This window comes from Phycisphaerae bacterium, assembly GCA_041652575.1.
GTDB lineage: Bacteria > Planctomycetota > Phycisphaerae > Sedimentisphaerales > UBA12454 > UBA12454.
This window is the reverse complement of the sequence record JBAZHC010000004.1, coordinates 120,595-143,325: the sequence shown is the minus strand read 5'-3', so window position 1 is coordinate 143,325 and position 22,731 is coordinate 120,595. Positions and strand designations below refer to the sequence as shown.

At 44.6% G+C, this 22,731-nt stretch carries 23 protein-coding genes; 11 read left to right on the top strand and 12 right to left on the bottom strand.

Going from position 1 to position 22,731, the window contains the following annotated elements:
- Positions 1-72 precede the first annotated feature (72 nt).
- Both recG and WC496_04545 read right to left on the bottom strand, forming a co-directional pair.
- Positions 73-2,196, bottom strand: a complete 2,124-nt coding sequence (gene recG, locus WC496_04550; protein ID MFA5292288.1) for an ATP-dependent DNA helicase RecG — start codon at positions 2,194-2,196, stop codon at positions 73-75.
- Complete coding sequence (locus WC496_04545) at positions 2,157-2,819, bottom strand: protein-L-isoaspartate(D-aspartate) O-methyltransferase (protein ID MFA5292287.1); 663 nt, start codon at positions 2,817-2,819, stop codon at positions 2,157-2,159. Before WC496_04545 ends, recG begins: the two co-directional genes overlap by 40 nt.
- A gap of 57 nt (positions 2,820-2,876) precedes the next feature.
- On the opposite strand from WC496_04545, the gene WC496_04540 reads away from it, so the two are divergent.
- From WC496_04540 to gatB, 11 genes are all read left to right on the top strand, one after another.
- Complete coding sequence (locus tag WC496_04540; protein ID MFA5292286.1) at positions 2,877-3,506, top strand: hypothetical protein; 630 nt, start codon at positions 2,877-2,879, stop codon at positions 3,504-3,506.
- Entirely contained in the window at positions 3,503-4,864 is a 1,362-nt protein-coding gene (gene bioA / locus WC496_04535; protein ID MFA5292285.1) for an adenosylmethionine--8-amino-7-oxononanoate transaminase, read from the top strand. The genes WC496_04540 and bioA overlap by 4 nt, the downstream gene beginning before the upstream one ends.
- A 78-nt stretch (positions 4,865-4,942) precedes the next feature.
- Complete coding sequence (locus WC496_04530) at positions 4,943-5,374, top strand: transposase (protein ID MFA5292284.1); 432 nt, start codon at positions 4,943-4,945, stop codon at positions 5,372-5,374.
- Positions 5,352-6,158, top strand: coding sequence for a dethiobiotin synthase (bioD, locus tag WC496_04525; GenBank protein MFA5292283.1), 807 nt, complete (start codon positions 5,352-5,354; stop codon positions 6,156-6,158). Before WC496_04530 ends, bioD begins: the two co-directional genes overlap by 23 nt.
- Positions 6,155-7,780, top strand: a complete 1,626-nt coding sequence (nadB, locus tag WC496_04520) for an L-aspartate oxidase (protein ID MFA5292282.1) — start codon at positions 6,155-6,157, stop codon at positions 7,778-7,780. The genes bioD and nadB overlap by 4 nt, the downstream gene beginning before the upstream one ends.
- Positions 7,781-7,783: 3 nt before the next feature.
- Positions 7,784-8,095, top strand: coding sequence for an Asp-tRNA(Asn)/Glu-tRNA(Gln) amidotransferase subunit GatC (gene gatC / locus WC496_04515; GenBank protein ID MFA5292281.1), 312 nt, complete (start codon positions 7,784-7,786; stop codon positions 8,093-8,095).
- 80 nt (positions 8,096-8,175) lie between these two features.
- Positions 8,176-8,823, top strand: coding sequence for a prolyl oligopeptidase family serine peptidase (locus WC496_04510; protein MFA5292280.1), 648 nt, complete (start codon positions 8,176-8,178; stop codon positions 8,821-8,823).
- A 6-nt stretch (positions 8,824-8,829) separates the two neighbouring features.
- Positions 8,830-10,305 (top strand): Asp-tRNA(Asn)/Glu-tRNA(Gln) amidotransferase subunit GatA, encoded by a 1,476-nt coding sequence (gatA, locus tag WC496_04505; GenBank protein ID MFA5292279.1) that lies wholly within the window; start codon positions 8,830-8,832, stop codon positions 10,303-10,305.
- Between the two features lie 62 nt (positions 10,306-10,367).
- Entirely contained in the window at positions 10,368-10,748 is a 381-nt protein-coding gene (locus WC496_04500) for a GxxExxY protein (protein MFA5292278.1), read from the top strand.
- A gap of 18 nt (positions 10,749-10,766) precedes the next feature.
- Positions 10,767-11,645, top strand: a complete 879-nt coding sequence (locus tag WC496_04495) for a hypothetical protein (protein MFA5292277.1) — start codon at positions 10,767-10,769, stop codon at positions 11,643-11,645.
- Between the two features lie 93 nt (positions 11,646-11,738).
- Positions 11,739-13,205, top strand: a complete 1,467-nt coding sequence (gene gatB, locus WC496_04490) for an Asp-tRNA(Asn)/Glu-tRNA(Gln) amidotransferase subunit GatB (GenBank protein MFA5292276.1) — start codon at positions 11,739-11,741, stop codon at positions 13,203-13,205.
- On the opposite strand, the gene plsY is transcribed toward gatB, so the two are convergent.
- The 10 genes from plsY to WC496_04440 form a co-directional block, all read right to left on the bottom strand.
- Positions 13,202-13,849 (bottom strand): glycerol-3-phosphate 1-O-acyltransferase PlsY, encoded by a 648-nt coding sequence (gene plsY, locus WC496_04485; protein MFA5292275.1) that lies wholly within the window; start codon positions 13,847-13,849, stop codon positions 13,202-13,204. The genes gatB and plsY overlap by 4 nt on opposite strands.
- Complete coding sequence (locus tag WC496_04480) at positions 13,846-15,024, bottom strand: glycosyltransferase family 4 protein (GenBank protein MFA5292274.1); 1,179 nt, start codon at positions 15,022-15,024, stop codon at positions 13,846-13,848. Before WC496_04480 ends, plsY begins: the two co-directional genes overlap by 4 nt.
- Positions 15,025-15,028: 4 nt before the next feature.
- Positions 15,029-15,844, bottom strand: a complete 816-nt coding sequence (locus WC496_04475; protein MFA5292273.1) for a lipopolysaccharide kinase InaA family protein — start codon at positions 15,842-15,844, stop codon at positions 15,029-15,031.
- Positions 15,841-16,875, bottom strand: a complete 1,035-nt coding sequence (gene waaF, locus WC496_04470) for a lipopolysaccharide heptosyltransferase II (GenBank protein ID MFA5292272.1) — start codon at positions 16,873-16,875, stop codon at positions 15,841-15,843. Before waaF ends, WC496_04475 begins: the two co-directional genes overlap by 4 nt.
- A gap of 15 nt (positions 16,876-16,890) precedes the next feature.
- The gene (locus tag WC496_04465) at positions 16,891-17,910 is read right to left on the bottom strand and encodes an HAD-IIIA family hydrolase (GenBank protein ID MFA5292271.1); all 1,020 of its coding nucleotides are present in this window, start codon (positions 17,908-17,910) and stop codon (positions 16,891-16,893) included.
- Positions 17,911-17,920: 10 nt separating this feature from the next.
- Positions 17,921-18,487, bottom strand: coding sequence for an SIS domain-containing protein (locus tag WC496_04460; protein MFA5292270.1), 567 nt, complete (start codon positions 18,485-18,487; stop codon positions 17,921-17,923).
- Positions 18,484-19,971 (bottom strand): bifunctional heptose 7-phosphate kinase/heptose 1-phosphate adenyltransferase, encoded by a 1,488-nt coding sequence (locus WC496_04455; protein MFA5292269.1) that lies wholly within the window; start codon positions 19,969-19,971, stop codon positions 18,484-18,486. The genes WC496_04460 and WC496_04455 overlap by 4 nt, the downstream gene beginning before the upstream one ends.
- A complete protein-coding gene (gene lpxK / locus WC496_04450; protein MFA5292268.1) occupies positions 19,964-20,962 on the bottom strand; it encodes a tetraacyldisaccharide 4'-kinase in 999 nt (332 codons plus the stop codon). The genes WC496_04455 and lpxK overlap by 8 nt, the downstream gene beginning before the upstream one ends.
- A 104-nt stretch (positions 20,963-21,066) precedes the next feature.
- Positions 21,067-22,155: an isocitrate/isopropylmalate dehydrogenase family protein gene (locus tag WC496_04445; GenBank protein MFA5292267.1), complete on the bottom strand. Its 1,089-nt coding sequence runs from the start codon at positions 22,153-22,155 to the stop codon at positions 21,067-21,069.
- 134 nt (positions 22,156-22,289) lie between these two features.
- Positions 22,290-22,706 carry a hypothetical protein gene (locus tag WC496_04440; protein MFA5292266.1) on the bottom strand — a complete coding sequence of 139 codons (417 nt, stop codon included), beginning with the start codon at positions 22,704-22,706 and terminating at the stop codon, positions 22,290-22,292.
- Positions 22,707-22,731 lie beyond the last annotated feature (25 nt).

Below are 22,731 nucleotides of genomic sequence, written 5' to 3'. Positions count from 1 at the left end.
TCTCCATAATCAATTGAATTCAGCAGTTATTTTAGGGTTAATACCGGATTTTGCAAGAAGGTTAAATATTTTTCAGGCCACATCGACCAGCGTCAGGCTTCCGCTGAATTTGCGGATAAGTTCGGTGCGAATATTCTTATGTCCGGCCGATGTGAGCATCGGGTCCTTTTCGACAAGCTCAAAAGCATCTTTTCTTGCCATAACCAACAGATCGGAATCGTCGATTATATTCGCGATTTTCAGGTCGGGCAGGCCGTGCTGACGTGCGCTCAAAAGCTCACCCGGCCCGCGAAGCTTCAAATCGTGCTCGGCGATTTCAAAACCGTCATTGCTGCGTTCCATTATTTCAAGCCTGCTTTTCGCTGTTTCGTTTTCGGTCTGGGCAACCAGCAGGCAGTATGATTTCGACGAGCTTCTCGCTATCCGGCCGCGAAGCTGATGCAGTTGCGCAAGGCCAAACCTGTCGGCCTCCTCGATAACCATTATTGTCGCGTTCGGGACATCAATGCCGACTTCTATCAGAACCGTTGAGACGAGGCAGTGGATTTTACCCTTGCGGAAATCATCCATTATTTTCTGTTTGTCTGCGCCGGACATCTGGCCGTGCAGAAGACCTACCTTGAATTCCGGAAAGATTTTCTTGCTGAGGTTTTCATATTCGGCAATGGCGGCTTTGACATCGCCATTTTCGCTGTCAACGATTCTCGGATAGACAAAGAAGACCTGCTTTTTCGCCTTGAGTCTTTCACGAATAAATTCGTAGGCCTTGGGCAAATCTTTCGGCTGGATGTATCTTGTGATTACCTCGCCTCTGCCGGGCGGAGAGTGTTTTATTATCGATATATCCAAATCGCCGAAGACCGTCATCGCAAGCGTTCTCGGTATCGGAGTTGCCGTCATGACAAGACAGTGGGGGGTCGTATCTTTTCGCAGGCCGGCCCGCTGATGGACGCCGAATTTATGCTGCTCATCGATTACTACAAGGGCAAGGTCGGCAAATTTAATATCTTCCTGCAAAAGTGCGACAGTGCCGACGACAATATTGGTATCGCCTGATTTTATACTATCAATAATTTCTTTTCTTTTTTCACCTGTGAGGCCGCCGGTAATAAGGACTCTTTTTACACTGCTGTTTTTCAGGTATCGCTCAATACTCGTAAAGTGTTGCGCAGCAAGGATTTCCGTAGGTGCCATTATCGCGGCCTGCTGTTTATTGGCGATAGCGGCCAGGGCGGCATAAAGAGCGACAACGGTTTTTCCGCTGCCGACATCGCCCTGCAGGAGACGGTTCATGGGGACGGTTTTTGCCAAATCGGCGGTGATTTCTTCAATTACCCTGTCCTGGTCTTCGGTAAGCAGGAAGGGAAATCTTTTTCTTATCCTGCTGTCGATTTGGTCGGTGCATTTCAGGGCAACGGCTTTTTCGAAATTCCTGACTTTATAGCGTCGCAGCGCAAGAGCGGTCTGCATTAAAAATAATTCATCGTATTTTAATCTGCGTTTGGCCTCGGCAATCTGCGTTTCGTCCAGGGGATTATGTATTTGTTTAAAGGCTTTTTGGCGGCCGATGAGATTCGCTTTTTTCAGAAAGCCGGCGTCGAAAAATTCCGGCACCGATTCAACGAGCTTGTCGAGCGAATCGTGAACTATTTTTTTCATCTGACCGCTGGAAAGATTTGCCGTTGCCGGATAAACCGGGCCGCTGAAACTATCGGCGATTATTTCGTCTTCTTCGACGATTATAAATTTCGGATTTGTAAGCTGAAGCTGGTGCTTGTAAAGCGTGGTTTTGCCCCAGACTACAATTTTTGCGCCGGGTGTAATTTTGTCCTGCAGAAATCTGCCGTGGAACCAGATAATCCTGCATACGCCGGTATCGTCATTGACGTAGGCCTCGAAATACGGCGGCTTCCGCCATGCCTGCCAGTCGGTGCTTTCGATGAAACCGGCCAGGGTAACGATATGGTCAGGTTTAAGCTGCTCTATTTTGACCGGAGGCGGGGCAAAGTACCATTCTCTCGGGTAATATTCGAGCAGGTCGGCAGCGGTTTTGACCTCCAGTTTAGCAAAGGTTTGGGCCCTTGCGGGGCCGACGCCCTTTAAAAACTGTACGGGCATATCAAGGCTGATATTATTCGAAGTTTTTTCTGTCATATTTATTCTGCGCAGCCAAACTTTCCTATGAGTCTTACAAATCTGCAGCCGCAGACGGATTTTATTTTCAAGCCGTCGTCTGTCTTTTCCATTACTATAAGTTCCTGTACATATTCGGCGCCCATTGGCATAACGGCGAGGCCGCCTGTTTTTAATTGTTCGAGTAGCGGCCGCGGCATTTTGGCGGCGGCTGCGGTAATTATGATTCTATCAAATTTTTTGTCTTCAGGCCAGCCGCATGTTCCGTCGCCGATATGAAATTTTACATTTGTAATATTCAAATCCGTCAAAATTCGCCGGGCTTTTATGGAAAGAGGTTCTATTCTTTCGATTGTGAAGACATCTTTGGCAAGTTTTGCGATTATCGCCGTCTGGTAGCCGCTGCCTGTGCCGATTTCGAGAACATCGCAGTTTTTATCGACCTTCAATTCCTGTGTCATCAAAGCGACAATATACGGCTGGCTTATTGTCTGGTCATGGCCGATTGACAACGGTCCGTCATCATAAGCCTGCTTGAGATGCTCGGCAGGTATGAATTTTTCCCTCGGCACATCGGCCATGGCATTGAGTACGGCCGGGTCGGTAATGTCCCGTTTTTTCAAATGGTTCCGAACCATTAATTGCCTTTCGGCGGCGAGTTTGTCCTTTTCATTTTCCTGCTGCATAACTATAATATTGGCCTTGTAAGGTCTGTTTTGCAAATCAATTTTTGGAGATTAGCCATGAAAACTAAATTGCAAATTATAACATTTTATCTGCTGGCGGTCGTATTAGGCGGCTGTGTGCCGTCGCTGCATCCGCTATTTACTGAAAATGAACGGATTTTCGATGCTAACCTTGTCGGTATCTGGTCGGCAGATTCCAATGAAATCTGGGAGTTTAAGCCGAGCGGCAAGGGCTATGAATGTATCTATATTGATAAAGACGGCAAATCCGGCAGATTTAATACTGGCCTCGGAAAATTACAAAATAATATGTTCCTCGATATATTTCCCGGTGAACTGAAACTGACAGAAAATGATTTTTACAAGATACATTTTGTTCCCGCTCATACTTTTATGAGAGTAAATTTGACAAAAGATTCACTGGAACTGCGCGTTATGAATCCTGATGGTCTTAATAAGCTGCTTAAGTCCGAACCGAACAGCATAAAATACGAAAGTCCTGAAAACGGCAGTGTTGTACTGACAGCGTCAACGAAAGAGCTTCAGGATTTTATGCTGAAATATGGTATCGATGAAAAGTACGAGATTTTCGGGAAAGTCAACCAGGCGGATAAGATGCATCGCATCAAAGCCGGTGAGCCAAACGATGTAAATGATAAACAATTGAAAAATACAACACAAAAATGAATAAAAAAACGGAACGACTAATACGGCTTGATAAGAATTATCTCTGGCATCCGTTTACGCAGATGAAACAATGGCTGGCCAGTGAGCCGGCGGTTATCGAATCGGGCGACGGGTTCTATTTAATCGATACCGAAGGCAAACGCTATATCGACGGGGTAAGCAGTCTTTGGTGCAATGTCCACGGTCATAGAGTAAAAAAAATCGATGATGCGATAAGAGAACAACTCGACAAAATCGCACATAGCACGCTTTTAGGTCTTGCACAGACGAAGTCAATCGAACTTGCCGAAAAACTTGTCGCGATAGCTCCGAAAAATTTACAAAAGGTTTTCTATTCGGATAGCGGCGCGACAAGCGTTGAAATAGCGTTAAAAATCGCATATCAGTATTATCGAAACAAAGGGCAAAAACACGATAAATTCATCGCATTGGGTCAGTCTTATCACGGCGATACAATCGGTTCGGTAAGCGTCGGCGGGATAGAATTATTCCATTCGATTTTTAAACCAATGCTTTTCGATACTTTTTTTGTGCCATCGCCTTTTCCGTATCGTTTTGACGGGACTGCCGAGGAGTGCAGACAATTTACGCTCGATAAAATTGAAAAACTTTTAAAAAAGTATTCTGAAAATATCGCCGCGGTGATAGTCGAACCGCTTGTTCAGGGCGCCGCTGGAATAATTGTTCATCCTAATGGTTTTTTACAAGGCGTTAGGGAACTTACGAAAAAATATAATGTTTTTCTGATAGCCGATGAGGTCGCGACAGGTTTCGGCAGGACGGGAAAGATGTTCGCCTGTGAAAATGAGGGTGTCGAGCCGGATATTATGTGTCTTGCAAAGGGTATTATCGGCGGCTATCTCCCTTTGGCGGCTACACTTACGACGCAGGAAGTTTTTGATGCATTTTTGGGAAACGCTGACGAATTTAAGACTTTTTATCATGGTCATACATACACCGGCAATGCACTGGCCTGCGCGGCGGCGATTGCCTCGCTTGAACTTTTCGAGGAAAACAAAATCATTGAGTCTTTACCGGCCAAAATTGCTTTGATTGCCGATTATCTTGAAAAAATGGCGAGATTGCCTTTTATCGGCGATGTCCGCCAATATGGTTTGATGGCGGGAATTGAGATTGTAAAAGATAAAAAAACAAAAGAATCTTTTGATTATGAAAAATTGATTGGCGCAAAGGTTTGTTCCGCAATGCGGCCGAAAGGCGCGATGATGCGGCCGCTGTCTGATGTAATTGTTCTTATGCCGCCGGTGGCGATTGATTTGGATACATTGCAAAAATTATTGGATATCGTTTACGATACAATCAAAAATGATTTGCCGATAATTATTAAAAATGTTTAGCCCCCACCGCAGGGGTGGGGGCTAAACAAAGGAATAAACTCCGATGGCAGGGGTCGGGGCTAACCATTGGAAGATTTTATGGTCGGTTATATGGTTACATGGACGACTTATGGAACCTGGCTTCAGGGTGACAGGCGAGGTTTTGTAAAGGACGGCAAAACTTTTAGCGGAAATGAGAACCTCGAACAGGCAAATGAAAATTTGCGAAAACAGGACTCTGTTGTCCTGACTTTTTCCGACCGCAGCATTATCTTGAAAGCTATTCTTGCGGAAGCACAGAAAATAGGCCATAATATAGAAGCAATTGCCGTGCGTTCAAATCACGTTCATATTACAGCAAGACCCTGTAAAGAAACAATTGAACAAATTGTCAGCAGATACAAAAATATTTCGAGAATGGCCTTGAGCCGTAAAGAAAGGATTTGGACACGCGGTTTTGACAAGCAATTTTGTTTTTCAGAGCAGGAATTTAGGCAAAGAATAAAATATGTCGAACGACACAACAAATAAAAAACGAACCCCCACTAAACAAATAAACGAACCCCCACCGCAGGGGTGGGGGCTAAACAAAGGCCGGGGGTTGTTCATTACCGGTACCGATACGGGCGTGGGCAAGACACTGATTTCCGGGGCGATTGCGAAGATACTTTCGCAGGATGGCAAAAAAGCCGGTGTATTTAAACCTGTCGCAACAGGATGCAGGAAAACCGAAGCAGGTCTTGTAAGCGAAGATGCCGAGTTTTTAAAGCGTTGTACAGACACAGAATTGAGTCTTGATATAATCAATCCGGTTAAATTCGCCAAACCGGCGGCCCCGTTTTCCTGCGAAAAGGCGGAGAACAGAAAAGTAGATTTTGTAAAAATGGCTGTCGCTTATAGTCAAATTTGCTCGAAAGCCGACTACATTATTGTAGAAGGTATCGGCGGAATCCGGGTGCCTGTAACCGATAAAATTGACGTACTGGCGATGGCAAAGGCATTTAATCTGCCCATAGTTATTGTCGCAAGGCCGGGACTGGGCACGATAAATCATACGCTTTTAACGATAGATGCCGTAAGAAGTTCCGGTTTGCCGCTTGCCGGAGTGGTAATAAGCGGTTATGATATGGCAAAGGCGGATTTTGCCGAGCAAAGTGCACCGGCTTGTATCGCTAAAGTCGGCAAAACACAAATCCTTGCTGTTGTGCCTTACGATAATCAAACGAACATCGAAAAAGGCATTATCGGTAATATTGTTATGGACAGTCTAAATAAAGTTGACTGGTCAAAAATTATTGAAGATTTAAATATATGAATGATAAGGCTGCGACATTGAAAAAACCTGACTTGAGACGTTACCTTGTGCCGATAAATACCGCTGCGACCCAGCAGCTTTTTACGGATTGTTTAATAATAGGCGCCGGTGTGGCGGGGCTTCGCGCGGCGATTGAAGCGGCGGCAAATGGTTGTGAAGTTGTGCTGGTCTGCAAAAAGACGCTCGAAGACAGCAATACGTGGAACGCTCAGGGCGGCATCGCGTCGGTACTTGATGCCGGCGACAGTTTCGCTTCGCATATTAAAGATACATTAAATACCGGTTGCGGTATATGTGATAACGATACAGTAGAACGGGTCGTAAATGATGGTCCCGGCCTTGTGAGAGAACTGCTCAAATGGGGCGCTGAATTCGACAAGAAACAGGATGGTTCAATCTCCATTACGCTCGAAGGCGGGCATAGTCACGCTCGTATCGCTCATGCCCTCGGCGACAATACCGGCAAAGCGATTGCACAGGCGCTTATAAATAAGGTCAGACAGTTTGATAACATAACCATTATCGAAAACTACTATACAGTAGACCTTATTACAAGCGATGACGGCGACTGTCTGGGCGTAATTGGTCATAACTCCAAAGGAATGATGGAAATCATCTGGGCAAAGACGACTATCCTTGCCACGGGCGGCGCAGGCAGGCTGTATCGCGAGACAACCAATCCGGAAGTCGCTACCGCCGACGGCCTTGCTGTAGCTGCGCGGGCAGGCGCGGTTTTATGCGATATGGAATTTATGCAGTTTCATCCGACTACGCTTTATATAGCCGGTGCGTCGAGGGCGCTTATAACAGAGACTCTCCGCGGCGAAGGAGCGATTCTGCGGGATATCAATAATTATGCCTTTATGGCGGAGTATCATCGCGACGCCGAACTTGCGTCACGCGATATTGTCAGCAGGGCGATTCTGTCTCAAATGCTCAAAACAGGTGCGACACATGTTTTTCTGGATATTCGCCATTTCGACAAGAATTATTTCGCGAAGCGTTTTCCGCTAATCAGCGAACTTGTGACAAGTTTCGATATCGATATAAGCAAAGACCTGATACCTGTTCGTCCGAGTGCCCATTATATGATTGGCGGCGTAAAGACGGATAGTATGGCACGAACGAATATCGCCAATCTTTTTGCCTGCGGCGAAGTTGCCTCGACGGGTCTGCACGGCGCAAACAGGCTCGGCAGTAATTCGCTGCTTGAAGGGCTGGTCTTTGGCAGAATTGCCGGCAGTCAGGCGGCAGAGCAATCCAGCCGGGACGGTGTGAGTCTGAAAAAGTTTCGTTACGATATACCACAATCCGACAGGAGCAGGCTCGATACCGCCGATGTGCTTAATTCGCTTCGTTCGCTTATGTGGCGAAACGTCGGCATAACCCGTCTTGCAAAGCCCCTTGCCGAGGCACAGGAAATTATCTCGTTCTGGCAGCGGTATGTGCTGGATAAGGTTTTCGATTTGCCGCAGGGCTGGGAATGCCAGAATATGCTTACAGTTTGCCTGATGATGGCAAAGGCGGCAGAGGCCCGAACTGAGAGCAGGGGCGTTCATTTCCGCAGCGATTTTCCACAGGCAGATGACAAAAACTTTAAAACTCATATTGAATTTGTATAAGATATGGCTCAGAAAAAAATCGATATCGAACAGGTAAGACGGGTAGCCAAATTGAGCAGGCTGGATTTGAGCGAGACTGAAATTACCCAGTTTACAGGTCAACTTAGCGCTATCCTCGAATATGTGGAAAAACTTAATCAACTGGACACGAGCAAAGTCGAGCCGCTGGCACATTGTCTGCCGATTAATAACTGCCTCAGAGAAGACATAGTAAAACAATCATTAGGAACTGAAAAAACTCTTGCCAATGCTCCGGATAAAGATGAGCAGTTTTTCATTGTTCCCAAAATACTGGAAGGAGATTCAAGCCTATGAAGTTAATTTCCAAAACAGCTATATTATTTATTGTTTTGTTTTTAACAGTTTACGGTTATTGCGGCAATAAGGCGTGTTCTATGAATAAATCAAAGCAGCAGGAAAAAGTTTTTAAAGTACAGATAAGTTTGAAATATTTGTTATATCTGCCAGATGGTTATGACAAAAAAGGCCGGCCATTGCCTTTGATTGTATTTCTTCACGGGGCAGGCGAACGCGGAAATGACTTAAAAAAAGTAAAAGTGTGGGGCATTCCGAAGATGCTGGAGAAGAAAACAGATTTTCCGTTTATTGTCGTTTCGCCGCAGTGCCCTGAAGGTGCGTGGTGGACGGAATATGCTGAATCTTTAAAAGCGCTGATTGACCATATAAAAACTGAATATAATGTCGACGCTTCGAGAGTTTATCTGACCGGACTGAGTATGGGCGGTTTCGGTACATGGTATATGGCTGAAAGGTATCCGCAGGAATTTGCCGCAATAGCGCCGGTATGTGGAGGCGGTGATTTGTTTTTGGCAAAACGGATAACTATTCCTGTATGGGCTTTTCATGGTGCAAAGGATGATGTTGTGCCCCTGCAAAGGTCGCAGGAAATGGTTGATGCAATTAAAGCGGCGGGCAACAATGACGTGAAATTTACCATTTATCCGGAAGTTGGGCATGGCTGCTGGGAGGAAACTTATGCAAATGATGAATTATACAAATGGTTTTTGAGTCATAAAAAATAGTAAACAATGAACGATGAAATAATAAAACTAAGCTGCAGTCAATTACGCGATAAAATCGCCAAAGGCGAGATAAAAAGCAGCGGTGCTGTTTCGGCAGTCTTTGGGCAGATAGAAAAATATGACGGCCAAATCGGCGCGTTTCTAAGTACTTTCAAACAGGATGCCCTGCAAAAAGCAAAAGAGATTGACGGAAAAATCGCTGCCAAAAAGCCCATTGGTGTTTTGGCGGGTGTGCCGATAGCTGTTAAAGATAATATGTGCACAACATTCGGCGCAACTACCTGCGGGTCAAAGATTCTTGAAAATTTCCATTCGCCTTACAATGCGACTGTGATTGATAAATTACTTGCCGCTGACGCTGTCATAATCGGCAAGACAAACCTCGATGAGTTCGCGATGGGTTCGAGCACTGAAAATTCGGGTCTGAAAAAGACGGTTAATCCCTGGGATAAAAACAGGGTTCCCGGCGGAAGCAGCGGCGGCTCGGCGGCGGCGGTAGCGGCACAAATGTGCTTTGCTGCTCTTGGCTCCGATACAGGCGGCTCTATCAGGCAGCCTGCAAGTTTCTGCGGCCTTGTCGGCCTGAAACCTACCTATGGCAGAGTTTCACGATATGGCCTTGTAGCTTATGGTTCGAGTCTCGACCAGATTGGGCCATTAACAAGAGATTCTGCCGATTGCGCATTGATGTTGAGTGTTATCGCAGGGCATGATGAAAAAGACAGCACAAGCGTCGATGAAAAAATATCTCCGAGGTGTGATTATTCTGCCGGAATAGAAAACGGCGTAAAAGATTTGAAAATAGCTGTTGTGCCGCAATTGCTCGAAGGGGCCGACAGCCGGGTTGTTGCCGCGGTTAAAGGGGCGATTGATATTTATAAGAAAAGCGGCGCGGAAATTATCGAAATAAAAATGCCGCACTTCGAATACGCGATTGCGGCATATTATTTAATCGCTACGGCGGAAGCATCGAGCAATCTTGCCAGATACGACGGCGTGCATTACGGACACAGAACCAAAAACGCGGGCGATTATATCGAGATTTACACAAAATCGCGTGCCGAGGCGTTTGGACAGGAAGTCAAAAGACGCATTATGCTGGGCACTTACGCGCTGTCCAGCGGCTATTATGACGCGTATTATCTGAAAGCACTTAAAGTACGAAATCTTATCCGGAGCGATTTTACCGCTGCATTTGAAAAAGCGGATTGTATTATAATGCCGACAAGTCCGACGACCGCGTTTAATATCGGCGAAAAGACAGCCGACCCGCTGCAGATGTATCTTTCAGATGTTTATACAATCGCTGTAAATCTCGCGGGAGTGCCGGCGATGAGTATTCCCTGCGGCTTCGATGATAAAAATCTTCCGATAGGATTGCAAATAATAGCATCGACATTCCAGGAAGAAAAACTTTTACGAATAGCAAAGATGTTTGAAAATCAGACGGATTTTCATAAACAAAAACCACGAATTTTATAAATATATAATTAACCACGAATGAACACTAATAAACACTAAATAAAATTTTTATTCGGCCTTAAATGTGTGATGAAGAAAATATAATTTATAAGGATTTATCTTATAAACTCACAGGATTGGCACTTGAGGTGCATAATGAACTTGGGTGTGGTTTTCTGGAGAAAGTGTATGAGAATGCGATGATGATGCTGTTTGAAAGGGATGGAATTCCTGCAAGACAGCAGGCTCCAGCTAATGTTTATTTCCATGAAAAAGTGATAGGCCAGTATTTTGCGGATATTCTTGTGGACAACAAGATTATATTGGAATTAAAGACTGTTGAAGCCATTACTAATGTCCATACAGCACAAGTATTGAATTATCTGCGTGCTACGGGAATGAAATTAGGATTAATTTTAAATTTCGGCAATCCAAAATTTACTTACAAGAGATTGGTTTTATGACGAACTAATTAACCACGAATGAACACGAATAAACACAAAAATTCTGTTTCTAAAGTACAACCTGTCAAAGGTTTTCAAGAGAAATTCGAAGAGTGGAAGAATATGCTTTTGGGAAAGGATATGCATTCTATTCGTAATCAAATCTATGATATGATTAGCGATTGTGCCTTTTTTCAGTGCATAAATGAGTCGAGGAAATACAAAGCTAAAGATGAAAGAGGCAATATCAAAGAAAATAGAAGACTTTATTGTTTTATTAATGATGCTTTTTTCAAAACCCAATTACTGTCAATAAGAAAACTGGTAGATAAAGACTTAGATAGGGTGCAAAAAAATAAACAATACACAGTTTATTCGTTGTATAATCTAATTGAAGACATAAAAAAGAATAGCACATTGTTGACCAGAAAAAATATTCTCGCCTTTCATAATTTAGATGAAATAGAATTTTCTACAGATTTTCATAGGCGGATAGATTCTATAGTGGGGATAGCTGCTGACAAAAGAAGTCCTGACGATTTAATTCCAGATAGTATTTTTAAGAATCTTATGGATGAATTGATAAAAATTAAGGATTTGTGCGATTATGTAAATAAATATATTGCACATTCAGCTACGCCTGAGAGTAGGAATGGAATCGCGGATGAAATTAAGAATGCCTTAGGCAAAGTTTTAGATGTTCATAAAATTATTTGCAAAACGGCAAGTTTTATAGGGAATAAGGTCTTATTTTGTGGTTTTGGTTCTGTTTTATCTATTCCTGAATATGGCCAATTTGACGAATTTGATTTATTTGAATATCTCGATGAGCCTTTGTCTTCTAAAGAAACTTTAGAAAAATTAAGAAATTTTTGGGAAAAATATAGAGTAGAAACAGAACAATGGGTACAAATATAGCGATATAAATAATAAATATAAATTAGTGTATATTCGTGTTTATTCGTGGTTAAATAGAAGTAAATAAAAAGTAAAAAATTCGTGGTTTATATAATGGCTGATATAGACAAAAAGATTATTGTTGGGCTTGAGATTCACGTGCAGCTTGCCGTGCGGACGAAGATGTTCTGCGGCTGCGAGCTTGCATTCGCGGCAGAGCCAAACAGCAGAGTTTGTCCGGTTTGTCTCGGTCTGCCGGGCGCGCTGCCTGTAATGAATAAACAGGCGGTAGAATTTGCAATTCTTACGGCAACCGCTCTTAACTGCAAAGTAGCGGAATTTACGAAATGGGACAGAAAAAGTTATTACTATCCCGATTTGCCGAAAAATTATCAGATAAGTCAATACGATTTGCCGATAGGCTCAAATGGATTTATAGAAATTCCCGTTTCCGACGGTACGGCGAAAAAAATCCGCATTCGCAGGGTGCATCTTGAAGAAGACGCCGGCAAAAATATTCATACGGCAGGGAATTTTTCACAGGTTGACCTTAACAGGGCAGGAACGCCGTTAATGGAAATTGTAACAGAGCCGGATATTAACAGTGCCGAAGAAGTAAAATCTCTGGCTGTTGAATTGCAGAGGATTGTACGTTTCCTGGGCGTTTCAGAAGCGGATATGCAGAAAGGTCATATGCGGTTCGAGCCGAATGTAAATCTGCATATTAAAAAAGACAGCAGCGAATATAAAACTCCCATCACAGAGGTTAAAAATCTTAACAGCTTCAAAGCACTTGAAAAAAGTGTGGCGTATGAGGCGCACCGGCAGCTTGAAAATTTCCTCGAACGCGGTGAGATTATGCAGAGCGGCAATAAAAAAACCTTCGGCTGGGACGATGTAAGAGAAGTTACCGTTTTGCAGAGAGAAAAGGAAGAGGCGCACGATTACCGTTATTTTCCCGACCCCGACCTTGTGCCGGTTGTTGTGAATGAAAAATGGCTCAATGAAATTAATGCAAAACTTTGTGAACTGCCGCTGAAAATGCAGGCTCGCTTCGTCAGTCAGTACGGTTTGAGTGATTATGACGCGGGCGTATTAACGATAGACAGGGTAACGGCGGAATTTTTCGATAATGCTGTAAAGGCCGGCGGAGACGCGAAAAGAATTTGCAATCTTATCACACAAGCCGGCTTGAAAATCGCTAATGAGAAAGGCTGCGCTGTCGCGGAACTCGGTATAGAGCCGCAGAGACTTGCCGAACTTGCGAAAATGGCGGATTCAGGCCAGATAAGCGCAACTGCTGCTGTTACGATTTTTGCGAAGATGACAGAAAGCAAAGAACTGCCCGGCAAAATAGCGGAAACGCTCAATCTTTTGCAGAAAAGCGATGCGGGCGAACTCGAAAAGATCGTCGATGAGGTTATCGCGGCGAATTCTCAGGCTGTTGCGGACGCCAAAAGCGGCGATAAGAAAAGCAAAAAAGCTCACGGCTTTTTAATGGGGCAGGTAATGCAGAAAACAAAGGGAACTGCGAATCCTCAAGTGGTGGCAAAGATTCTCGAATCTAAATTAAAGGCTTAGTCTTCCTTTTGCAGGACTTTATTTTCGTTGCCGTCGAGGAGTCTTTTTATATTAGTGCGATGAAGGAATATCACCAGAGAACATAAAATAGCTGCCGCCAAAATCAGCGGCCATAGAGTGCTAAAGTACCAGTTTTTTAATATTCCTGTCAGAATAATCATTACTATCGGGAAAATCGCTGCGGCAATAACAGAAGCAAGTGAGATATATTTCCAGATAAGTACAATCACCGCCCACAGGACAAACACGATAAGACCCGGAATTGTGTAATAAGGCCAGATGCCAAGTACAACGCCGAAACTTGTAGCGACGCCTTTTCCACCTTTGAATTTAAGATAGAACGGGAAAATATGGCCCAAGATTGCGGCGATGCCTGTTGCCAGCCAGACAGTGAGGAGTGCCGCTGATGGAGAAGCAGGGATAATCAATAGCTTTGCCGCGATGACAGGGACGAAACCTTTAAGTACATCGAGGGCAAAGCAGATATAAGCCCATTTTTTGCCGCAGGCGCGGGCAAGATTTGTCGCGCCCAGATTTCCTGAACCAATTGCACGAAGGTCTATGCCGTGCATTCTCGCAATCAGCATCGCAAAAGAAATTGAGCCGATAAAATAGGAAATAATAATTAAAACTACAGCCATCATTTTTGTGTCCTGTTTTCGATTATCTGGTCATATAACACAAGAAGTTTTCTACAGTGAGTTTCAATTGAAACCTTTGATTTGATATCGTCATCTTCGATTGCTTTTCCTGCGGCAGCAAGATTTTCGGTATTGCAAAAATATCTCATTGCCTCGGCAAGAGAATCGATATCGTCGGGCGAGTCAAAAATTTTGCCATGTCTGTCGGCGGTAAATAAATCTGCTGCGCCGTTGTACCTGGTAGTAATTGCGGGTTTGCCTGCCGCCAGTGCTTCGAGGATGAATCTGCTTGATGGGTCGTAGTAAGTCGGCAGTACCGCGACATCGGTTACATCTATGGCGTTTTGAATATGCGGGGTCGGGCCGATAAAAATTATCCTGTCTTCAATTTTTAATTTTCGGCCGAGCCGGCGATAATCCGCTGCGGAGCCTTTTCCTGCCGCGACCAGGTAAGGAGGCCTTTTAGTCAGTTTGTCAGTAAGAATTTTCATCGCCCGGATAATGGGAACGAGACCTTTAAGCCTGAAATTGTTAGCGGCAAAGAGGAAAAATACGGGCTGCTGAGCTTCTTTGATTTTCAATTTCGCAAGTATCTGTGAACGGAGCTTATCGCTTCGAGCCTTGTTTAGACTGTGAGTAAGTTTAATTCCGTTTGGAATAACGAATATTTTACTATCCGGCAGATTGTAATGCCTTTTGAATTGCGTTTTTACATATTCGCTTAATGCGGCGACGACAGGGCCATTTTCTTTTTTACAGATTTTCTTTTCCGCCCGTGCAAGTGCAGTTCTTCTGAAATTGGCAAAGCTTGTCAGAAGCTTGAAAATTCTCAAGGCGGCGAGATTATAGCTTGCCGCATTACGGATAGCCGCTTCCGGGTAGCTTCCGCCCCTGGGCTGATAAACATCGGCGAAATCGAAGGGGAGTACGCTGTGGATTATATCATAATGTTCTTCGCTCAAATGCTGCCGAACGGCCCGTTCGAATATTTTTAAGGAAATGCGTTTTTCGGTATTGCCGCATAGAATCCTGACCCGTTGGGATGACGCAGTGCCTGTAGCGGCGAGAATTTTAACATCGACTCCGAGCAGAGACATCCTGGCGGCAAGCTCAAAGATGCTTTTTTCCGCTCCGCCCAATGTTATATTTGCCCGTTCTGTTATTATCGCAAGTTTCATCAGTTTAATCTTTCTCGAACGGCACGGCTCTGTTGTGTTTTTTGTCGTGTTTGGCCATTCGATTAGCCTTTGATTTAATCTTTTTTATAAGTAATTTGTCCTGTCTTGATAGTTTTTCTTTTTGCAGATAGGTTAAAAAGAATCGCAGCCGGTCAGTTTTTGTAACGATATCGCCCGGCGCCGAATAGTAAAGCTGAGCAAGGTCTTTTATACAATATTTTTGAGAAAAAACAAAGGGCTTAAATACCCTGTTAAGGTCGATAAGTGTGAATTGCCCCTGTGAATTGCAGAATATATGGCAAAGATATAAATCGCGATGGCGAAAACCGGTGTTGTGGAATTTTCTTACAAAAGCCGCAAGATTTTCGATGAAGTTTTTTGTTACTTTCGGAAGTTTTTCTTCGAGACTGACTGAATCGGGGATTTTTTCGGTTATGATGAAACTTCGCTTTTCAAATAATCCATTCCATTCCTGGCCGAATGCGATTGTTTGCGGCGTGTTTATGCCGAGTTCTTGTAATTTTTCGGCCGGGACAAAATCACAGGCCATTGTCGATATTCTTTTTTGTCTGTTTAGCCAGTTTTTTAATTGTGTCAGTTTTGGAATATTCTGATAACGTTTTAGAAACAGGGTTGCATTGGGGCCGGCCGTCTCAAACATTATTCTTTCACGAAAAGATGCCAGATTTTTTTTCGTCAGGCTTTTGCCCAGAGAAAAATCAAAGACATCATTTATACTTTGCAGTTTCATCTGCCTGAAACAGTCTACGAAATCGCTGCGAACGGTGAAATTGGGGGCGATTTTCACAAACTCATTCATTTTGAGCCCCCGGCAAGAAATTTTTCAGCAGCCTCACAAACCGCCTGTGCGGTTATTGATTCCATACAGTAATGCTTGTCTTTTTTGCAGACGGGTTTATCGCAGGGCGCACAGGGGACATCAGCGATAATTTTTATTTCATCAGGATATTCATTTTCTGTCCAGGCGGGGTTGTTCGGCCCGAAAAGCGTTATGACTTTTCGATTAATCGCGATAGCTATATGACGAGGGCCTGTATCATTGGTAATTACAAGCTGTGCAAATGAAAATAATGTCTTTAACTGCCCAAGCGTAACAGGAGTTTTCGCCAGATTTATAATCGGATGTTTTGCCGCAGAGCAGATTTTTTCTGCAATCTGAGTTTCCTCTTTGACGGGACTTACAGATATAAACACATTGGCTGAAAATTTTTCGATAAGAAAATCGGCAGTTTGCGCAAATCTTTCCTCAGACCAGAGCTTGCTCGGCCCGAACGCTCCGCCCGGCACGAGTATAACAAGAGGTTTCGAACCGTTTAATTTTTCGCCAAACTTTTCGAGAATCGCCTTTTTGTCGCCTTCGCTGATGCAAAGCTCTGTTTTTGTGTTTGCAGTATCTGCACCGAGCCGGGAGGCTATTGCCAGATAATAATCAATTGCTGAAAGCGGTTTAAAGCGGAAAGAAGCGATTTTGGACGGAATAATTTTTTCTGTTAAAAAAATACCTCTGCCGTCTCTTGCGTATCCTGTGCGTGTTTTAATGCCTGCCAGAAATACTGCAAGGGCAGAAGCGAATGAATTTTTCAAAAGGATTGCGGTATCAAAATTATATTTTTTCAGTTCCCGGGCCGCTGCGAAAGGATTGTTTCCTTTGATTGTTATCCACTGGTCGGCGAATGGACAGCCGGACAGGATTTCCGCGACGGTTTTGTTTGCGCAAAAGAAAATTTTGTCTTTTGCAAAGAGATTTCTGATGCATCGCAGGCTCGGCGTTGCCATTATAGCGTCGCCCATAGGTGAAGGCAGCCAGACTAATATATTTTTACAGCTCATAATACGCCGGTTCCGTTACTTGTCTTTGTGCATAACATAAAGTGTAAGCGCTATGAGCTGAAAGACCATCGCAAAGCCGATAGCGGTAAAGGCTGCGTTGTCTTTTCCTGTCGGGGATAGTTTGTACCATACGGCCACAACGAGGCAGAACAGTACAAGAACCTGTATAACCCCTGCGGTAAACTTCATAGCGGAAAATTCAGTAAACTGTTCGTTCCTCTGATGGCTTTTAAGCAGAAGTTTAATTTCCTCCAGCAATTGTTCTGTTCTGTCGGACTCAAGGGCAGGCTGATTGACCGTTTTTGTCTCCGGAGGCTGTTCAGTCTGTATTTTTTCTTCAGGTATCTGTTGTGGTTTTTCTTCCGGCGGCAACTGCGGTTCAGGCTTAATGTCCGCAACAGTCTGCTGCAGCTGTGTGTCTTCGGCCTGTTGTATAGTTTCTGACGGCCCCGGCTGCTCGGGTGCGGGCTTTCGTGTAATTTCTCTCTTGACTACGTTGACCGCTTCCCGCAGGTTTATCACCTCAAAATCTGGGTCAGGGTCGTCAGCTTTTTTTACAGGCGGTTTTAAGTGCGATTTTATAAGAATGGTTCTGCATCCGGCCTCTTTTCCGGCGGCGATGTCGATGTAAGCGTTGCCGATCATCCACGACTGGGCCAGGTCTATTTTCATTTCCTTTGAAGCGGCAAGCAGCATTCCGGGTTTTGGTTTTCGCCAGTCACTGTCCTTGCGAAATTTCGCTATCGCTCCTTCAGGATGATAAGGGCAGTAGTATATCCTGTCTAAATAGGCGTTATGCTCCGCTAAAAGCAGCTTTAATCTTTCGTGTACCTGTGCCAGTGCCTGTTCGGTAATTATTCCACGGGCGATGCCGGACTGGTTGGAGACGACGATTAGTTTGTAACCCATTTTTCTAAGTTCGACAATAGCAGAGGCCGCGGCCGGAACGAGCTTCACCTGTTCTGCGCTGTTTATATAGCCGGTATCTTCGATGATAGTATCGTCTCTATCGAGAAAGATTGCTTTGTCAGGCATAATTTATTTCCTATGCAAAATGTTTTTCGACCAGATCGCAGATTATATGATATGCAATCTGATGGATTTCCTGCACGGCGAAAGTCTTGTCCGCCTCGGCACAAAGACAGACATCGGCGAGTTTTTCGAGCGGGCTGTTTTTTTTGCCGGTAAACGCTATGACTTTTGCTCCAAGTTTTTTTGCGAGTTTCGCCGCTTTTAAAATGTTGGGACTTTTGCCGCTTGTTGAAAACGCCCACAGGCAGTCCCGTTTTTTTACGAGTCCTTCAACCTGTCTTGCAAATATATCTTCAAAGCTGTAATCATTGCCTATACAGGTTATAATCGATGTATCGGTTGAAAGGGCGACCGCGGGCAGTGCCTTTCTTTCACGCAGAAATCTGCCGATAAATTCTCCAGCGATATGCTGAGCGTCGGCGGCCGAACCGCCGTTGCCGCAGATATACAGTATTCCGCCTTTTTCAATGCTTTTGATAATTGTTTTGGCGGTGTCTTCAATTGCCCTGATGCAATCCGCCTCTAAATTGTCGAGCATTTTTCTGTGCATCGCGATTGTTTGGATGATGTGGTTTTTCATTTGCTGTGTTTCCTTAAGGATTTCATTTTTTCTATGGTATTGGTGGAGCTTTTTCCTTCGACCAGAGGAGCGAGAACTACTTCTCCGCCGGTTGATTCGACAAATTCTCTGCCGATGACGCCTTTTTCCGCCCAATCCTGTCCTTTGACAAGGACATCCGGTTTTACCTGTTTTATTATATTTAGCGGGTCTGGCTCGTCGAATATTACGATGTAGTCAACGCTTTCCAGCCCAGAAAGAACGGCCGCTCTGTCGAGCTGGTTATTGATGGGCCTTTCCGGACCTTTTATAATTTTAACGCTTTTGTCGCTGTTCAGACCGAGTACGACGATATCGCCGTGTTTTTTACAGAAACTAAGAAATTCTATATGGCCTCTGTGCAAAACATCGAAACATCCGTTGGTGAATACGATTTTCTGTTTATGACCTCTGTGCCATTTGAGTTGGCTTATGAGCTGGTCGACACTTTTAATTTTTGAACCGCTTTTTTGTTTTCTGCTTATTAGTTCGTTTACTATTTCCTCGATGGAAACGGTAGCTGTACCGAATTTTTCGACTTCAATGCCGCCTGCGACGTTGCATATTTCGACAGCCGTTTTGTAATCTACTCCTGCCGCAAGTGCGGCCGCAAGCGAGGCCAGTACCATATCTCCGGCGCCGCTGACATCATAAACTTTTCTCGCTATTGTCGGAATATGCTGCTCGATGGAATCGGTCTTCAGGTATGAACCTTCTTTATCCAGAGTTATTACAATGGTATCGATATCAAGTTTTTCGGTAAGGATTACCGCTGCTTTGGCGGCATCATCAATAGTTTTTATGTTAATTTCAGATGCTGTTGATGCCTCGAGACGGTTGGGCGTAATTACCGAAGCACCGCGGTATTTTGCAAAATCCGCTTTTGGAGCAGGGTCAATCAAAACTTTTTTCCCCGCCGATTTGGCAAGTTTAATCAGCGAAACGCAAAAATCTTTTTCAAATAGTCCTTTGTTGTAATCCTGCAGGCATACGATATCGGCCTGCGAAAGTTTCTTTTTGTACAGGTCGAGAAGTTTTTCATAGTGTTGGTTACTCAAAGTCTCATCTTTTTCCTCGTCTACTCTTAACAATTGCTGAGGATGAATATGCTGGGCAAGGCCGACAAATCTTTGTTTTGTGATTGTAGGTCTGTCGGCAACTTCAACCAGCCCGGAAATATCGGCGCCGGTATTTTTAAGCAATTCTCTAAGAGTTTGGGCGTTTACATCTTTTCCAACCGTACCCAGGCACAGTGTTTTTGCTCCAAGCGCCGCCAGGTCCGCCGCGACAGATGCTGCTCCGCCGGGTCGGTATTCTCTGCTGACGACTTTCAGAACAGGCACCGGCGCTTCCGGACTTATTCTCAGGGCGTCGCCGTAAACATAAATGTCGAGCAGAAAATCTCCGGCCAGCAGCACTTTGGGCGAGCCGAGGTTTTGTACAATATTTATCAGTTCGTCATACATATTTTTCAAGAGCCTTATTCACAAGAGCGATGACTTTTTCCTGTCCGTCAATAAACGCAAGTTCTACGAGCATTGCGGCGAACGGTATTTCAAATTTATCAATACACAAAAGAGCGGTTTTTATCCAGTCCTTATGCGTTGTAAGGACAAGCTCTGCCTGTTTGTATCTTGCGTCTTCGTAAATAGCCGTGATATCGGCATCGCTGTATTTATGGTGGTCATTATATACTTTTGTACCGACAATGTTAAGAGCCATATCTGACAGAGTCTGAAAAAAGGCATCCGGGTTTCCAATGCCGCAAAAAGCATAGATTTTCCTGTCGGCAAGTGCATTTAACGGCATCTGCCGGTCTTTTATAAGCTTTATGCATAGTGGCTTATGCACGGCCGCGGCAAAGACAATATCAGGGTTAATTTGCGATATCCTGTTTTTAATTTCGCTGATTTTTTCAGGGCTGTTCTGGTTGGAACGTGTTATTACCACTGCATCGGCTCTTTTCAGCGAGCCGAGAGGTTCCCGCAGCAGGCCGGCGGGCAGAAGTTTTTCATAGCCGAACGGTTCAGTCGCGTCAATAGCGACTATATTGACATCTCTTGCCAGTTTTCGATGCTGAAAACCGTCGTCCATAATCAGCAGTTTGGCGTTGTTTTCGCTTATCGCTTTTTTTGCGCCGGCGATTCTGTCCGGGTTGACTATGACTTTCGCCTGCGGCGAAGCCTTGGCGAGCATTGCAGGCTCATCGGCAAAAACAGAATTTTTGACTTTGTAGCCTCTTGTCAGCACAGCGGTTTTGATATTCCTGTCGGTAAAATAATTGCACAGCCATGCAACCAGCGGCGTCTTGCCCGTTCCGCCCGTGGTGATATTGCCGATACTTATCACGGCAGCGGGAACTTTTACTGTTTTCAGGATAGACTTGTCATAGAGCATATTTCGTAAAGCAACCGCGAATCGATAAAAACAGGAAAGTACGAGCAGTACCGAACGCAACAGTAGCGTAAGCCATCCCCAAACGGACTTATGGCCGAGCGGCGGATTTTTTAAAGTAACTAATTTTCGCCAGAAAATTTCGCTCAGGGCCGGTTCCTCAATTTCTATTTTTGACTTTTTATTTTTTTAATAATCGCATCGGCCATTTGGCTTGTTCCGACAGCGGTCGGGTCATTCCTGTCGGCTTTCATATCGTAAGTTACGTCTTTGCCTTCCGCAATCACGGCGGCAACGGCGTCTTCGAGTTTTCTTGCTTCATCTGTTTTGCCCAGGTGCTGAAGCATCAGTACGCCGGACAGAATCAGGGCGCACGGATTGACTTTGTTTTGGCCTGCGTATTTTGGTGCGCTGCCGTGCGTAGCCTCGAAGATAGCGCCTTTATCGCCGATATTCGCTCCCGGCGCGACGCCAAGTCCGCCGACAAGTCCTGCGCACAGGTCGCTGAGAATATCGCCGTAAAGGTTCGGCAGAACCAGCACATCGTAGAGTTCCGGCTTTTGAATAAGCTGCATACACATATTATCGACGATTCGGTCTTCAAATTCGATGTCGGAGTATTTCTTCGCTACTTCTCTGCTGATTTCCAGCCAAAGGCCGTCGGTATATTTCATAATGTTGGCCTTGTGGACGGACGTTACTTTTTTTCTGCCGTATTTTCTGGCGTATTCGAAGGCGAAACTGACGATTTTTTCTGTGCCTTTAACGCTGATTGGCTTGATGCTTATGCCGGCGTCGCTGCCGATTTGTCTTTTACTGTGCTTATTGAGCCAGTTGATAAGTTCTATTGTTTCGTCTTTTCCTTTTTCGAATTCGATGCCCGCATAAAGGTCTTCGGTATTTTCGCGCACAATCACAAGGTCGATATCCCTGTATCTGCTTCGAACGCCTTTGTAACTTTTGCACGGCCGCAGGCAGGAGTAAAGTTCCAGCTCCTGTCTTAAATAGACGTTGATGCTCCTGAAACCTGTTCCGACCGGCGTAGTGATTGGAGCTTTTAAGCCGATACCGTTTTTCTTTACAGAATCAATAGTGGCCTGCGGCAGCGGATTGCCGGTTTTAGCCATAACATCAACGCCGGCCTCAGCCAATTCCCATTTGAGACCTGCGCCGGTTGCGTCAATACATCTTTTTGCTGCCTCGGCGATTTCCGGCCCGATACCGTCGCCTGTTATCAAAGTTACAGTTGTCATAATTAGAATATCTCCAGAATTCAAACCTTAAAAACGCAGTATATTAAGTTAAAAATGGGGTGTTGTCAACAAAGACTTTAAATGGGGTTTGTTTATATCTTTTTGTTATTAAAGCAGTTAGGACGCTACGGTTTGTTTTATTGCCTTGCCCCGGTCAGAGTCAGGATTTCCCTGGCGATTATTTCAGCGATAATTTTTTGCTGCGGCGAAGCCGGTGCATGGGATATGGACTGGATTGGCACAACCTTTGTCGATACGGCAGGTTGGGTTTTGCTTGCAGGATTTGACGGCAGGGGAGATTTTCTTTTAAGAGCGGCTATTTTTCTGTGCTGTGCGAGAATCTGCTGTCCGAGGTCGAATGACGGCACTTCCGTTGAGAAATCTTCGTCGTTTGCCCGGCTGATTTTCTCTACTATTTGGCTCACGAATTCTTTTTTGTCGGTATCCTGAATCGTTGGTTTATTTGTACTTTTCATCATCTCCTCAAATGTCGGCATATTACGAGGCGTGGTTTTGGGGGTTATTCTGCTGTCATTTTTTTTATCGTTCTGCATAGCCGGTATTATAGCACAAATACAT